The sequence below is a fragment of the Rahnella sp. 1L-D-7-B-C2 genome, from assembly GCF_057290995.1.
Genome location: NZ_JBXAVQ010000002.1, coordinates 349,081 through 363,333, shown reverse-complemented (window position 1 = coordinate 363,333; position 14,253 = coordinate 349,081). Strand labels below are relative to the sequence as shown.

Genomic DNA, 14,253 nt, shown 5'->3' with positions numbered 1-14,253 from the left:
GATTATCACATGAAATTCAGTGAACTCTGGTTGCGTGAGTGGGTAAACCCAGCCATCAGCAGCGAAGCATTATCCGACCAAATCACAATGGCCGGTCTGGAAGTTGACGGCGTGGATCCGGTCGCTGGCGCATTCAATGGTGTAGTTGTCGGTGAAGTCGTTGAGTGCGGTCAGCACCCGAATGCCGACAAACTGCGTGTTACGAAAGTCAACGTCGGCGGCGACCGTCTGCTGGACATTGTTTGTGGCGCACCTAACTGCCGTCAGGGGCTGAAGGTTGCTGTGGCGACCGTCGGTGCCGTACTGCCGGGCGATTTCAAGATCAAAGCGGCTAAGCTGCGCGGTGAGCCTTCAGAGGGGATGCTGTGCTCGTTCTCTGAGCTGGGCATTTCCGAAGATCACGACGGTATCATTGAGCTGCCATTGGATGCCCCGGTTGGTACAGATATCCGCGAATTCCTGAAGCTGGACGATAGCACCATCGAAATCAGCGTGACGCCAAACCGGGCTGATTGCCTGGGTATCATTGGCGTAGCCCGTGATGTTGCTGTGGTTAATCAGCTGCCTTTGGTTGCACCTGAGATGAATCCGATCGCAGCAACCATCGACGCTGCCGTGTCTATTGACGTTCAGGCACCGGACGCCTGTCCGCGCTATTTAGGCCGTGTGGTTAAAGGCATTAATGTTAAAGCGCCAACGCCGTTGTGGATGCGTGAAAAACTGCGCCGTTGTGGCACCCGTTCAATTGATGCCGTGGTGGATATTACCAATTACGTGCTGCTGGAACTTGGTCAGCCTATGCATGCCTTCGATCTCAGCCGTATCAACGGCGGTATCGTGGTGCGTATGGCGAAGAAAGATGAAGCGCTGACGCTGCTTGACGGCACAGAAGCTAAGCTGAAAGAAGATACGCTGGTTATTGCCGATCACGATAAAGCGCTGGCGATGGCAGGTATTTTTGGTGGTGAGCATTCTGGCGTAAACGATGAAACGCAGGATGTCCTGCTGGAGTCGGCATTCTTTGCTCCACTGTCGATCACTGGGCGTGCTCGCCGCCAGGGTCTGCATACAGATGCTTCACACCGCTATGAGCGTGGCGTTGACCCTGAGCTGCAACACAAAGCTATTGAGCGCGCTACCGCGCTGCTACTGAGCATTTGTGGCGGTAAAGCCGGCCCGGTAATTGATGTGACTTCTCAGGCTCATATGCCGAAAGCCGCAACTATTACGTTACGTCGTGAAAAGCTGGATCGCCTGATTGGACACCACGTTGAAGACGCACAGGTTACGGACATTCTGACCCGTCTGGGCTGCAAAGTTGATTATCATGGCGAGCACTGGGTGGCTGTGGCACCGAGCTGGCGTTTCGACATGCAGATCGAAGAAGATTTGGTAGAAGAAGTTGCCCGCATTTACGGCTACAACAATATTCCTGATGTGCCGGTGAAAGCCAATCTGGAGATGACCAAGCATCGCGAAGCCAATTTGTCACTGAAACGAGTGAAAAATCTGCTGGTTGACCGTGGTTTCCAGGAAGCGATCACCTACAGTTTTGTTGATCCCAAAGTCCAGGCGTTACTGCACCCTGGCGAAGAAGCGCTGATCCTGCCAAGCCCTATTTCGGTAGAAATGTCGGCCATGCGCCTTTCCCTGTGGTCAGGTTTGCTGACGGCGGTGGTAAATAACCAGAATCGCCAGCAAAGTCGCGTGCGTTTATTCGAAAGCGGTCTGCGCTTTGTGCCTGATACCCAGGCTGATTTAGGTATTCGTCAGGACGTCATGCTGTCAGGGGTGATTTCCGGTAATAAAAATGAAGAGCATTGGGATCTGGCGCGTCAGGCCGTTGACTACTACGATTTGAAAGGTGATCTTGAGGCGATTCTTGAGCTTACCGGCAAAATGAACGACGTGCAGTTCCGTGTTGAAGCAAACCCTGCACTGCATCCGGGGCAGAGTGCTGCAATTTATTTACGTGGCGAACGTATTGGTTTCATTGGTGTAGTCCATCCTGAACTCGAACGTAAACTCGATCTTAATGGCCGTACTGTGGTCTTTGAAATGCTGTGGAATAAGGTCGCAGACCGCGTACTGCCTGATGCGAAAGAGATTTCCCGCTTCCCGGCGAACCGTCGTGACATCGCTGTTGTTGTGGCTGAAAACGTGCCCGCAGACGATATTTTGGCAGAGTGCAAGAAAGTTGGCGCAAATCAGGTAGTTGGCGTAAACTTGTTTGATGTGTACCGTGGCAAGGGCGTAGCGGAAGGTTACAAGAGCCTGGCTATCAGTCTGGTGTTGCAGGATACCGGCCGTACACTGGAAGAAGAGGAGATCGCCGCTACCGTTGCAAAATGCGTAGAGGCTCTAAAACAGCGATTCCAAGCATCCTTGAGGGATTGAACCTATGGCGCTTACTAAAGCTGAAATGTCAGAACACCTGTTTGAGAAGCTTGGGCTTAGCAAACGGGATGCCAAAGACCTTGTTGAAATATTTTTCGAAGAAGTTCGTAGAGCTTTGGAAAATGGCGAGCAAGTTAAACTGTCTGGCTTTGGCAATTTCGATCTGCGTGACAAAAACCAACGTCCGGGACGTAACCCGAAAACCGGCGAAGATATTCCGATCACGGCGCGTCGTGTGGTGACTTTCCGTCCGGGACAAAAATTGAAGAGTCGCGTAGAGAATGCCACTCCGAAAGAATAAGTAACATCTTCTGAAAGGCCGCGAAAGCGGCCTTTTTTTTGGTCGCAATGTGACCCGTTACATCCGCGTTTTTTGCGCAGTTAAGCAATTCGCACAGAAAGTGAAAAGATAGTGTTAAAGTGGTGGGCTGTTCAGGATTAGTCTGATAGATTTAATTTCAGGGCGTAAGAGAGTTATTTTCATTGTTTGTGATTTCTCAATAAAAATATAATTACACCAATGAGTACTTCAATTATGAAAAAAGGGGCCGCGGCCCCTTAATTTAAATTCTACATTGTGGCGCAGACAAATAATGGTTGATGTCCTTGATTATGTATCCGCTTTAACCAGAATGAAATGAATTCGTTATGTGATTAATGGTTATAGAACATACGAGGCCCACCAGGACCACCTCCGCCATGACCACCACCGTGACCGCCACCACCAGGGCCCCAGAACGGAGGGAACAGACAGCCACTCAGGCTGACTACAACCAGGGCAACACTTAACAGGGCTATAATACGACGCATAAAATACATCCTTTGCTTGAATAAACACTGTGAGTATAAATAAATCCCTAACTCCCTGTTGTCAGGGTTAAGTTAAGATTTGTTAATGTCGTCATAAGAATTGAATAGATAACGAACTCAATCCTGTTGAATTATTTCAAGCAGGATACGTTTGTATTTATTATGTAAGGTCGCAGCAAGTTAAACGAAAATCCGCCTATTCCTCATAGTCACTATCAATTCCCCCTGATATAAAAAAGACGTCATAAAAAATAAATAAGGCGTGACTAACGTGAAAAAATCTCTTTTATTGCTTTGTTGTGCGCTGGCATTGCCTGTGATCGCACAGGCAAATGTTTCTATTGACCTTAACGTACCAGGCGTATCGCTTCACCTCGGGGATCAGGACCAGCGCGGTTACTACTGGGATGGTTATGACTGGCGTCCGCCGCAATGGTGGCGTGCTCATCAGGGCCATCATTATGGTGAGCGCAATGAGCGAGGCATGTACTGGCACGGCAACCGCTGGGATTCAAAACCGCCTCAGCGCGGCCATGGCGAACCAAGGCCGCAACCGCATAATCAGGGGCGTCCACAGGGTGATGACCATCATGAAAACCGTGATAATAACGGTCATCAGGGCGGCAATAACGGTAACAAAGGCCATCAGGGCGGTAACAACGGCCATCAGGGAAACGGGCAGCCGCTCCCACCGAATGGTCAGCCGGGGCGTTAATTTCCCGCGCGGTTGTAAAAACACCAAAGCCGGTGCTCAGTCACCGGCTTTTTCATTTTCTGTTTCCGCACACTAGAGCTAACTGCCTAATATCGGTAGGATAGCAAAATTCTTTCCTTTTCCCGTCAGCCTCTGGAATCTGCAATTCATGTCAATCCGGCAGACTTTTTCTGCACTCGAACAACGGCAAAAGCAGCGAGATCACCGCGGTGTGTTCGGTCTGTTTATTCTTTTGATTCTGGTGCTGACGCTAAGCCTCAGTGCAGGAGAAAACTGGTTATGGCCCACTCAATGGCTCAGCAGTGAAGCAAGGTTGTTCGTATGGCAACTGCGTCTCCCGCGTGCAATTGCGGTGATTCTGGTGGGGGCGAGCCTGGCCGTCGCCGGCGCGGTGATGCAATCGCTGTTTGAAAACCCGCTGGCGGAACCCGGTTTGCTCGGGGTTGCAAACGGTGCGGGCGTAGCGCTGGTGTTTTGTGTCATGTTCAGCCACGGCATGCTGCCGGTCTGGGTAATGAGTCTCGCCGCCGTGGCTGGCGCGCTGGTCGTCACTTTCTTTCTTCTGTATGCCGCCCGCAGGCACCGGCTGACCAATGCCCGTTTACTGCTGGTGGGCGTCGCCATCGGCATTGTGTGCAGTGCGATGATGACATGGGCTATCTATTTCAGCAGTAATCTGGACCTCCGACAGCTGATGTACTGGATGATGGGCGGTTTTGGCGGTGTCGACTGGCGGCAAATCTGGCTCGGGATCATGTTGTTACCCGTACTGCTCTGGCTGACATTTCAGGGCAAAACGTTAAACCTGCTGTCACTCGGCACGTTACAGGCGCAGCAGCTTGGTGTCTCACTCACGACGTGGCGCTATATTCTGGTGCTCGCGGTTGGCTGGATGGTTGGACTGAGCGTTGCGTTGGCAGGTGTGATAGGGTTTATCGGTCTGGTGATCCCTCACATTCTTCGGCTGTGTGGTATGACCGACCAGCGCCGTCTGCTACCGGCCTGTGCGCTGTGTGGTGCAGCGGTGTTATTGCTGGCGGATGTGCTGTCGCGGATCGGGCTTTACGCGGCGGAACTGCCGATAGGTGTGGTGACTGCCACGCTGGGCGCGCCGGTGTTTATCTGGTTACTGGTCAGAGCCGGACAAATCAGCTGAGCGGGATCCCTGCAATCAATCCTTTGATTCCTTACCTTTCACTATCAGGATAAAAAACGATGAGTAATGACATTTTTGATATCTCCCTGAAAACCATCGATGGCCAGACTAAAACACTGGGCGATTACAAAGGTTCGGTACTGCTGGTGGTCAATGTGGCGTCGCAGTGCGGTCTGACTAAGCAATATGAAGGTCTGGAAAACATTTATCAGGCATGGCATGAACGTGGATTTGAAGTGCTCGGATTCCCATGTAATGAATTTGGTGCGCAGGAGCCGGGCACCGAAGACGAAATCAAAACCTTCTGCACCACGCAATTTGGCGTGAAATTTCCGATGTTCAGCAAAATTGAAGTTAATGGTGAACACCGCCATCCGCTGTACAGTGCGCTGATTGCCGCCCGTCCAGAAGCGGTCAAACCTGAAGCCAGCGGTTTCTACGAGCGTCTGGCGAGCAAAGGCCGTCAGCCGGTAAAACCAGAAAATATTCTGTGGAACTTCGAGAAATTCCTCATCGGACGCGACGGCACCGTCGTCCAGCGCTTTGCGCCGGATATGACGCCGGAAGATCCGATTTTAATGGAAGCCATTAAAGCCGCACTGGCGAAATAAGTTAAAACCTCAAAGGGCAGGGAACGCGGATGCTGGAGTGTCGTGAGATAAGTGTGGAAGGGCGTCTTCAGACGTTTAACGCAAATATTGCGCCGGGCAGCCGTGTTCACCTCATCGGGCCAAACGGTGCGGGGAAAAGTACCTTGCTGGCGAGGCTGTCCGGGGTGTTTGAAGGGAAGGGCACAGTCAAAGGCGATGTGCTGTTTAACGGCCAGCGGGTTTCTGCTTTCTCCGGTGCTCAACTCGCCCGTTTGCGCGCCTGGCTTTGCCAGCAACTTACACCTGCATCTCTGATGCCGGTTTTTCAGTATTTATCTTTGCATCAGCCTCGTCTCGCCGATCCTGCCGTATTGGAACACACCATCACACGGCTTTGCGACGCGTTACAGCTCAGTGACAAACTGGCAAAACCGGTTACGCATCTTTCCGGTGGGGAATGGCAGCGGGTGCGGCTGGCAGCGGTGTTATTGCAAGTCTGGCCAGCGGTGAATCCCGACTCTCAAATTCTGTTGCTGGATGAACCGATGAACAGTCTTGATGTGGCGCAACAGCAGGCGCTGGATCAGTTACTGAACGAATTATGTGCCGCCGGACGTTCTGTTGTAATGAGCGATCATGACCTCAATCATACTTTGCACTATGCCCGTCAGGTCTGGCTGATGTCCGAGGGAGAAGTGATTGCTGCCGGTGAATGTGCTGATGTGATGCAGGTTGAGCGTCTTTCACAAGTGTATCAAGTCGCATTTCAGATACATTCTCTGGCAGGACGTCAGTGGATAATGACCACGACGACGCCATTTTCGTTAAATGAATAGCGGTATAATTATATAAATAAGGTGCATTCAGCCCGATGCGGACCATAATTGGTCATAAAAAATACTCCCTGCTATTTTTTTAATAAAGTTCCGTTTATTAATAAAAACTTAATATATTTTAATTGACTGTTTTTTAATGATTTGTTCAATGCCTCTCTAATTATACCCTTCTTATTTACTTTCTGTTTAACTTCACAGAACTGGCAAATCCTTAAGGTTAAATTAAGCTTAAACCGACATCATAAGATCCATAATTCAGGACGGTGTTTACTTATTGTTAAATAAGCGCAGTCTACAGTCGTTGTGAGCTAATTACCTTTTGGGATAGTGTCATGGAAAACTTTTTGCCTTTTTCCCGCCCGTCTATGGGCGAAGAAGAGATCGAGGCTGTAGGGCAAGTATTGCGTTCAGGCTGGATAACTACCGGCCCGCAAACACATCAGCTTGAACAAGATTTCTCTGCGGCTTTCGGTTGTAAACATGCTATTGCGGTCAGTTCCGCAACCGGCGGAATGCACGTTACCTTGATGGCAATGGGTATCGGTCCTGGCGACGAAGTCATCACCCCTTCCCAAACCTGGGTTTCTACCATCAACATGATCGTTCTGCTCGGTGCCGAGCCGGTGATGATTGATGTTGACCCCGATACATTAATGGTCAGCGCCGAAGCCATTGCGGCGGCCATCACGCCAAGAACTAAAGCGATTATTCCGGTGCATTACGCCGGAGCGCCCTTAGATCTCGACCCCATTTATGCCGTAGCAAATCAGCACGGTATTGCGGTGATTGAAGATGCCGCCCACGCTGCCGGTACCCGTTACCGGGATCGCTGGATTGGCGCGCAGGGAACGGCCATTTTCTCCTTCCACGCCATTAAAAACATGACTTGTGCCGAAGGTGGCCTGATTGCCACTGACGACGACGAGCTGGCGGCAAAGGTGCGCGCACTGAAATTCCATGGTCTGGCCGTCGATGCCTTTGACCGTCAGGTTCAGGGACGCAAACCACAGGCAGAAGTGGTCGAGCCGGGCTTTAAGTACAACCTTTCCGATATTCATGCCGCCATTGCCGTCGTCCAGCTAAAGCGCCTGAATGAAATGAATGCCCGCCGTACCGAACTGGCTCAACGTTATCTCGACAAGCTGCAGGGCTCGGCCTATTTGCCGATGAGCGTGCCTGACTATCCGCATCTTCACGCCTGGCACTTGTTCATGATCCGCGTGGATGAGAAACGCTGCGGCATCAGCCGTGATGCGTTGATGGAACGCCTGAAAGAGCAGGGCATCGGTACCGGTTTACATTTCCGTGCCGCGCATACTCAAAAATATTACCGCGAACGTTATCCGCAACTCAGCCTGCCTCACAGCGAATGGAACTCCGCCTGTTTATGCAGCCTGCCACTTTTCCCTGATATGCAAGACAGCGATGTTGACCGTGTTGTCGCAGCTCTCTTTTCCCTTTTGGAGGCGCAGTAGTGGCGCATTATGAACCCATTCGTAAAGTCTCGGTGGTCATCCCGGTCTACAACGAAGAAGAAAGCCTGCCCGCGTTGTTATCGCGTACACAGGCCGCTTGTCAGCAACTGACCCAAAAATACGAAATTATTCTGGTGGATGACGGCAGCTCAGACAGCTCCGGCGACATGCTTTCCGCCGCCGCAGAACAACCTGACAGTCACATCGTCGCCGTTTTACTCAACCGTAATTATGGTCAGCACTCGGCGATCATGGCCGGTTTCAGCCATGTGACCGGTGATCTGGTGATCACGCTCGATGCCGATCTGCAAAACCCGCCGGAGGAAATTCCTCGTCTGGTTGCTAAAGCCGATGAGGGTTACGACGTCGTGGGCACCGTTCGCGCAAACCGTCGCGACTCATGGTTCCGTAAAACCGCGTCGAAGATGATCAACATGATGATCCAGCGGGCTACCGGTAAATCGATGGGCGACTACGGCTGCATGTTGCGTGCGTACCGCCGTCACATCATTGAAGCCATGTTGCATTGCCATGAGCGCAGCACGTTTATTCCTATCCTCGCCAATACCTTTGCGCGTAAAACCGTGGAAATTCCGGTTCAGCATTCCGAACGTGAATTTGGTGATTCCAAATACAGCCTGATGAAGCTTATCAATCTGATGTACGACCTGATCACCTGCCTGACGACTACCCCGTTGCGCATGCTCAGCGTTGTAGGCAGTGTGATTGCCCTTTTCGGATTTGTGCTGGCGGTGTTTTTGATTCTGATGCGCCTTATCAACGGCCCTGAATGGGCGGCGGAAGGCGTGTTTACGCTATTTGCATTGTTATTTATGTTTATCGGTGCGCAGTTTGTCGGCATGGGATTACTCGGTGAATACATCGGGCGGATCTATAACGATGTTCGTGCACGTCCCCGTTATTTCGTTCAAAAAGTCGTCGGCGTTCGTTCCGAAGAAAACAGTCAGGAAGAAGAGTGATGAAAGCGATTGTATTTGCCTACCATGATATTGGTTGCGTTGGTTTGCAGGCTCTGGTTGATGCCGGTTATGACGTTCAGGCGGTCTTTACCCATACGGACGCGCCGAATGAGAACCAGTTCTTTTCCTCCGTTGCTCGTCAGGGCGCTGAGTTAAATCTGCCGGTGTACGCGCCGGAAGACGTTAATCATCCGCTGTGGGTTGACCGCATTCGTGCCTTGCAGCCTGATGTCATTTTCTCATTCTATTACCGCAACATGCTGAGCGAAGACATTCTGTCTCTGGCGCCGAAGGGCGGCTTCAATTTGCACGGTTCTCTGCTGCCGCGCTACCGTGGCCGTGCGCCGGTAAACTGGGCGTTGCTCAACGGCGAAACCGAAACCGGCGTGACCCTGCATGAAATGGTGAAACGTCCTGATGCGGGCGATATCGTTGGCCAGCGCAAAGTTGCCATCACGGCTGATGACACCGCGCTGAAGCTGCATGCCAAAGTACGCGACGCTGCGAAAGATTTGCTGACGGATTTACTGCCGGAAATGAAAGCCGGGAAAATCACCCTGACGCCGCAAGATGAAGCGCAGGCGAGTTATTTTGGTCGCCGCACGGCGGCTGATGGTGAAATTCACTGGCACAAACCGGCAACTGAAATTAATAACCTGATCCGCGCCGTCACTGAGCCATATCCGGGCGCTTTCACGTACCTCGGACAGCGTAAATTGACAGTATGGCGCGCGCTGCCGCTCACTACTCAGCATGATAAACAGCCGGGCACCGTGCTTTCTGCTAATCCGCTGACCATCGCCTGTGGCGAGGGCGCACTGGAAATTCAGGCTGGTCAGAGTGAAAATGGCCTGTACGTTCAGGGCTCCCGACTGGCGCTGGAATTAGGCATCATGCCGGAAATGCGTCTTTCTACATTGCCAACCGCCGTGATGAAACGCCGTACCCGCGTCCTGATCCTCGGTGTGAACGGTTTTATCGGTAATCACCTGAGCGAGCGTTTGCTGCGCGAAGATCGTTACGAAATCTACGGTCTTGATATCAGTTCCGACGCGATCAGTCGCTTCATGGGCAATCCACATTTCCACTTTGTTGAAGGCGATATCAGCATTCATTCCGAGTGGATCGAATATCACATTAAAAAATGTGACGTCGTGCTGCCACTGGTGGCGATCGCTACGCCGATCGAATATACCCGCAACCCACTGCGCGTATTCGAACTCGATTTCGAAGAAAACCTCAAAATCGTTCGCGATTGTGTCAAATACAAAAAACGCATCATCTTCCCGTCTACTTCCGAAGTTTACGGTATGTGTGATGACAAAGAATTTGATGAGGATAATTCACGTTTGATCGTCGGGCCAATCAACAAACAGCGCTGGATTTACTCGGTGTCCAAGCAATTGCTGGACCGTGTGATTTGGGCGTATGGCGTCAAAGAAGGTCTGAAATTTACCCTGTTCCGTCCGTTCAACTGGATGGGGCCGCGTCTGGATAACCTCGACGCCGCGCGTATCGGCAGTTCCCGCGCGATCACGCAGCTGATCCTAAATCTTGTGGAAGGTTCTCCGATCAAACTGGTGGACGGCGGCGAACAAAAGCGTTGCTTCACTGACATCAACGACGGTATCGAAGCGCTGTTCCGCATCATCGAAAACCGAGACAATCTGTGTGATGGCCAGATCATCAACATAGGTAACCCGACCAACGAAGCGAGCATTCGTGAACTGGCGGAAATGCTGCTGGCGAGCTTTGAAGCGCATCCGCTGCGCGCACAGTTCCCGCCGTTTGCAGGTTTCAATCTGGTCGAGAGCAGCACTTATTACGGCAAAGGTTATCAGGACGTGGAACATCGCACGCCGAGCATCAAAAATGCCCGTCGTCTGCTGAGCTGGAAACCGGAAGTGGGCATGGATAAAACCGTTGCCGATACGCTGGACTTCTTCCTGCGCTCAGTGAACCCTGAATCTGGTCAGTCCTGAAACGGTGCCATTCATGAAGAAAGTGGGTCTGCGCATTGATGTAGATACCTGGAGTGGCACCCGCGAGGGTGTCCCTCAGCTTCTGCAAGTGCTTGCGAAACATAATATTACTGCAAGTTTCTTCTTCAGCGTCGGGCCGGACAACATGGGGCGTCACTTGTGGCGCCTGCTTAAACCGCGCTTTTTATGGAAGATGCTGCGCTCGAATGCCGCGTCACTCTACGGCTGGGATATCTTACTGGCCGGTACTGCGTGGCCGGGTAAGCCTATTGCGCGCGATCTCGGTTATCTGATGAAAGAAACCGCCAAACGTGGCCATGAAGTCGGCCTACACGCCTGGGATCATCAGGGCTGGCAGGCGAAAGTGGGTAAATGGTCTGAGGAACAGTTGCAACAGCAAATTCAGTTGGGTCTCGACGCGCTGGAAAAAAGCCTCGGTCATGATGTTGAATGCTCGGCGGTGGCTGGCTGGCGCGCTGATGAACGCGTTATCGAAGTCAAAGAACGGTTCCATTTTTATTACAACAGCGATTGTCGCGGGAAATATCCGTTCCTGCCGGTGCTGGAAAATGGCACTCTTGGCACGGTACAAATTCCGGTGACGCTACCGACCTATGACGAAGTTGCCGGTGGGGACATCAACGCCGATAACTTCAATGACTTTATCCTTGAAGCCATCGCGCAGGATGAAGGCGTGCCGGTGTACACCATTCACGCGGAAGTGGAAGGAATGTCGCTGGCAGCGCAGTTTGAAGAGCTGTTAACCCGTGCTGCGGCGCAGGGGATCAGGTTCTGTGCGCTGGGGGATTTGTTGCCCGAAGATCTCAGTTCACTGCCCAAAGGCAAAGTGATTCGCGCCAGTTTCCCCGGACGGGAAGGCTGGTTAGGTTGTCAGCAAGAAGGTTTTTCCTGATGTCGAAAGCATATAAAAGCGTGTGGAGCACACTGGTTCTGGTGTTCTTCGCCCTGGTTTATCTTGTTCCTCTCAATACCCGCCTGTTATGGCAACCCGATGAAACCCGTTATGCCGAGATCAGCCGCGAAATGCTTCAGCGTGGCGACTGGGTGGTGCCACATCTGCTGGGTTTACGCTATTTTGAAAAACCGGTGGCGGGCTACTGGTTCAATAATCTAAGCCAGATGATTTTTGGTGACAGCAACTTTGCTGTGCGCTTTGGCTCAGTGTTTAGCACGATGATCAGCGCCTTACTGGTTTTCTGGCTGGCCAATCTGATGTGGCGTAACCGCCAGACTGCATACATCGCTACGCTGATTTATCTTTCCTGCACGCTGGTGTTTAGCATCGGCACTTACAGCGTGCTGGATCCGATGATCACCCTGTGGATGACCGCCGCGATGGTCGCCAGCTATTTCTGTCTGCGCGTATCCCGCACGCCGCAAAAAGCCATTAGCTGGATAGTACTGGGACTGGCCTGCGGTATGGGTTTCATGACCAAAGGATTTCTGGCGCTGGCATTGCCGGTGATCGCCGTCCTGCCGATTGTCTGGCGCGAAAAGCGTTTCAAAACTTTGTTCGGCTGGGGGCCGCTGGCGATTGTCAGCGCCGTGGCGCTGAGCCTGCCGTGGGTGCTGGCCATCGCTCGTCAGGAGCCGGATTACTGGCGCTATTTCTTCTGGGTTGAGCATGTTCAGCGCTTTGCAGAAGCTGATGCACAGCACAAAGCCCCATTCTGGTACTATCTGCCGGTACTCTTTCTGGGGGCGCTGCCGTGGCTGGGTCTGCTGCCGGGTGCTTTGCGCGAGGGGTGGACTAAACGTGTTATGCGCCCGGAACTGTTTTTCCTGTTGAGCTGGGCGATTATGCCGCTGATTTTCTTCAGCATCGCCAAAGGAAAACTGCCGACCTATATTCTGCCGTGCTTTGCGCCACTGGCGTTGCTGATGGCCGATCATCTCGAACAGATCCGCCAGTCCGGAAAATTACGCGCGCTGAAAGCCAACGGCATCATTAATATCGTCTTTGGTTTGCTGATGGCCGTTGCGGTGTTAGTGATCTCAGGTATCTTGCCTGTGCATGTGAAAGCCGTGTTTGGCCGTGCGGAGATGCCGCGCGCGCTGATCGGCATTCTGTGTTTTGCCGTGTGGGCGCTCGCCGGTGCGATGTCACTGACGGATTTGCGAAAACGCTGGTACTGGGCTGCAGGTTGCCCGCTGGTGCTGGCGCTGCTGATTGGTCAGGCGATCCCGCAAAAGGTGATCGACTCCAAACAGCCGCAGGCGTTCCTCGATAAAAACAGTGTGCTGCTTCTTGACAGTCGTTACATTCTGGCGGACAACGTCGGCGTCGCGACCGGCCTGGCGTGGATGCTTAAGCGCAGTGATATCATGATGTTTGATGAAAGGGGCGAGCTGGAATACGGCCTGAGTTATCCTGATGCACAGGAGAAATTTGTGAATGCCGCCGGTTTTCCTGCATGGTTACAAAAAGCGCGGCAGGAGGGGAATGTTTCAGTGGTCATCAAACTCGACAGCAATATTGTCTCTACCGCGAAGTTACCAAAGGCGGATCAGACCGAACAGATGAACCGTCTGGCCTTGCTGTTCTACAAAAAACTGCCATGACCGGATTCCTACTGGTGCTGGCGGTAAGCGTAATCACCTGTGCCGGCCAGCTTTGTCAGAAGCAGGCCGCGCAGGTTTCAGGCAAGGGACTGGCCCGCGTCCTGCGCTGGCTGGCGCTGGCGGTGCTGTTACTGGGCATCGCGATGCTGCTGTGGCTGCGGGTTTTACAGCTTCTGCCGCTCAGCCTGGCGTATCCGATGCTCAGCCTGAATTTTGTCCTTGTCACGCTCTGCGCCCGTGGGTTTTTCCATGAACACGTCGATGGCCGACACTGGTTTGGCGTGGCACTGATCATGTCGGGCATCGCGTTGATGAGTGTCAGTCTATGAAAGGATACCTGTGGGGCGGGGCCAGCGTACTGTTAGTGACGGTGGCGCAACTGTTGATGAAGTGGGGGATGGTGCAAATCCCGTGGTTTTCACTTTCTGACATTAACATTCTCTTTATACAGAATCACTTAAGTGCACTGACGGCAGTGCTTTTCGGGCTGTGCGGCTATGCGCTTTCCATGGCCTGCTGGTTCTTCGCGCTGCGCGTTTTACCGCTCAACCGTGCTTATACCTTGCTCAGCCTGAGCTATGCGCTGGTTTACGTCGCTGCCGTCACGCTGCCGTGGTTCAATGAAAGCATCAGCTTAACCAAAACTCTCGGCGGGATGCTGATCCTCACCGGTGTGTGGGTGATCCACAGTAAACCGGCTAAAAATCCTCACTGAGACGGTCCGGCCAC

The 14,253-nt window shown here is 52.4% G+C and carries 14 protein-coding genes; 13 read left to right on the top strand and 1 reads right to left on the bottom strand.

Features of this window, described 5'->3' with window-relative positions; translation table 11 throughout:
* Positions 1-9: 9 nt before the first annotated feature.
* Together pheT and ihfA are read left to right on the top strand one after the other, a co-directional pair.
* Complete coding sequence (gene pheT / locus AC0Z7K_RS05275) at positions 10-2,397, top strand: phenylalanine--tRNA ligase subunit beta (protein WP_485613184.1); 2,388 nt, start codon at positions 10-12, stop codon at positions 2,395-2,397.
* 4 nt (positions 2,398-2,401) lie between these two features.
* A complete protein-coding gene (gene ihfA / locus AC0Z7K_RS05270; RefSeq protein ID WP_004089944.1) occupies positions 2,402-2,698 on the top strand; it encodes an integration host factor subunit alpha in 297 nt (98 codons plus the stop codon).
* Between the two features lie 353 nt (positions 2,699-3,051).
* Here the strand turns inward: ihfA and AC0Z7K_RS05265 are convergent, their stop codons facing one another.
* Complete coding sequence (locus AC0Z7K_RS05265) at positions 3,052-3,207, bottom strand: lipoprotein (RefSeq protein ID WP_485613182.1); 156 nt, start codon at positions 3,205-3,207, stop codon at positions 3,052-3,054.
* Between the two features lie 271 nt (positions 3,208-3,478).
* Here AC0Z7K_RS05265 and AC0Z7K_RS05260 point away from each other — a divergent pair, with 271 nt between their 5' ends.
* The 11 genes from AC0Z7K_RS05260 (at position 3,479) to arnF (ending at position 14,239) form a co-directional block, all read left to right on the top strand.
* Complete coding sequence (locus tag AC0Z7K_RS05260; protein ID WP_485613180.1) at positions 3,479-3,922, top strand: DUF2502 domain-containing protein; 444 nt, start codon at positions 3,479-3,481, stop codon at positions 3,920-3,922.
* Between the two features lie 148 nt (positions 3,923-4,070).
* A complete protein-coding gene (btuC, locus tag AC0Z7K_RS05255; RefSeq protein WP_485613179.1) occupies positions 4,071-5,078 on the top strand; it encodes a vitamin B12 ABC transporter permease BtuC in 1,008 nt (335 codons plus the stop codon).
* 59 nt (positions 5,079-5,137) lie between these two features.
* On the top strand, positions 5,138-5,689 hold the full coding sequence (locus AC0Z7K_RS05250; RefSeq protein WP_485613178.1) for a glutathione peroxidase: 552 nt from the start codon (positions 5,138-5,140) through the stop codon (positions 5,687-5,689).
* 29 nt (positions 5,690-5,718) lie between these two features.
* Entirely contained in the window at positions 5,719-6,504 is a 786-nt protein-coding gene (gene btuD / locus AC0Z7K_RS05245) for a vitamin B12 ABC transporter ATP-binding protein BtuD (protein ID WP_485613177.1), read from the top strand.
* A 332-nt stretch (positions 6,505-6,836) separates the two neighbouring features.
* Positions 6,837-7,979 carry a UDP-4-amino-4-deoxy-L-arabinose aminotransferase gene (gene arnB / locus AC0Z7K_RS05240; protein ID WP_485613176.1) on the top strand — a complete coding sequence of 381 codons (1,143 nt, stop codon included), beginning with the start codon at positions 6,837-6,839 and terminating at the stop codon, positions 7,977-7,979.
* Positions 7,979-8,959, top strand: a complete 981-nt coding sequence (arnC, locus tag AC0Z7K_RS05235; RefSeq protein WP_413529850.1) for an undecaprenyl-phosphate 4-deoxy-4-formamido-L-arabinose transferase — start codon at positions 7,979-7,981, stop codon at positions 8,957-8,959. Before arnB ends, arnC begins: the two co-directional genes overlap by 1 nt.
* A complete protein-coding gene (arnA, locus tag AC0Z7K_RS05230; protein ID WP_485613175.1) occupies positions 8,959-10,941 on the top strand; it encodes a bifunctional UDP-4-amino-4-deoxy-L-arabinose formyltransferase/UDP-glucuronic acid oxidase ArnA in 1,983 nt (660 codons plus the stop codon). The genes arnC and arnA overlap by 1 nt, the downstream gene beginning before the upstream one ends.
* Positions 10,942-10,954: 13 nt before the next feature.
* Positions 10,955-11,854: a 4-deoxy-4-formamido-L-arabinose-phosphoundecaprenol deformylase gene (gene arnD / locus AC0Z7K_RS05225; protein ID WP_413529848.1), complete on the top strand. Its 900-nt coding sequence runs from the start codon at positions 10,955-10,957 to the stop codon at positions 11,852-11,854.
* On the top strand, positions 11,854-13,524 hold the full coding sequence (gene arnT / locus AC0Z7K_RS05220; protein ID WP_485613174.1) for a lipid IV(A) 4-amino-4-deoxy-L-arabinosyltransferase: 1,671 nt from the start codon (positions 11,854-11,856) through the stop codon (positions 13,522-13,524). Before arnD ends, arnT begins: the two co-directional genes overlap by 1 nt.
* On the top strand, positions 13,521-13,853 hold the full coding sequence (arnE, locus tag AC0Z7K_RS05215) for a 4-amino-4-deoxy-L-arabinose-phosphoundecaprenol flippase subunit ArnE (RefSeq protein ID WP_413529846.1): 333 nt from the start codon (positions 13,521-13,523) through the stop codon (positions 13,851-13,853). Before arnT ends, arnE begins: the two co-directional genes overlap by 4 nt.
* Positions 13,850-14,239 carry a 4-amino-4-deoxy-L-arabinose-phosphoundecaprenol flippase subunit ArnF gene (gene arnF, locus AC0Z7K_RS05210; protein WP_413529845.1) on the top strand — a complete coding sequence of 130 codons (390 nt, stop codon included), beginning with the start codon at positions 13,850-13,852 and terminating at the stop codon, positions 14,237-14,239. The genes arnE and arnF overlap by 4 nt, the downstream gene beginning before the upstream one ends.
* Positions 14,240-14,253 lie beyond the last annotated feature (14 nt).

Bases quoted from the DNA above. Each gene is read 5' to 3' on its own strand.
- arnT (WP_485613174.1), top strand. From the start codon at position 11,854: ATGTCGAAAGCATATAAAAGCGTGTGGAGCACACTGGTTCTGGTGTTC.
- arnA (WP_485613175.1), top strand. From the start codon at position 8,959: ATGAAAGCGATTGTATTTGCCTACCATGATATTGGTTGCGTTGGTTTG.
- arnD (WP_413529848.1), top strand. From the start codon at position 10,955: ATGAAGAAAGTGGGTCTGCGCATTGATGTAGATACCTGGAGTGGCACC.
- pheT (WP_485613184.1), top strand. From the start codon at position 10: ATGAAATTCAGTGAACTCTGGTTGCGTGAGTGGGTAAACCCAGCCATC.
- btuC (WP_485613179.1), top strand. From the start codon at position 4,071: ATGTCAATCCGGCAGACTTTTTCTGCACTCGAACAACGGCAAAAGCAG.
- arnE (WP_413529846.1), top strand. From the start codon at position 13,521: ATGACCGGATTCCTACTGGTGCTGGCGGTAAGCGTAATCACCTGTGCC.
- ihfA (WP_004089944.1), top strand. From the start codon at position 2,402: ATGGCGCTTACTAAAGCTGAAATGTCAGAACACCTGTTTGAGAAGCTT.
- AC0Z7K_RS05250 (WP_485613178.1), top strand. From the start codon at position 5,138: ATGAGTAATGACATTTTTGATATCTCCCTGAAAACCATCGATGGCCAG.
- btuD (WP_485613177.1), top strand. From the start codon at position 5,719: ATGCTGGAGTGTCGTGAGATAAGTGTGGAAGGGCGTCTTCAGACGTTT.
- AC0Z7K_RS05265 (WP_485613182.1), bottom strand. From the start codon at position 3,207: ATGCGTCGTATTATAGCCCTGTTAAGTGTTGCCCTGGTTGTAGTCAGC.
- arnF (WP_413529845.1), top strand. From the start codon at position 13,850: ATGAAAGGATACCTGTGGGGCGGGGCCAGCGTACTGTTAGTGACGGTG.
- arnB (WP_485613176.1), top strand. From the start codon at position 6,837: ATGGAAAACTTTTTGCCTTTTTCCCGCCCGTCTATGGGCGAAGAAGAG.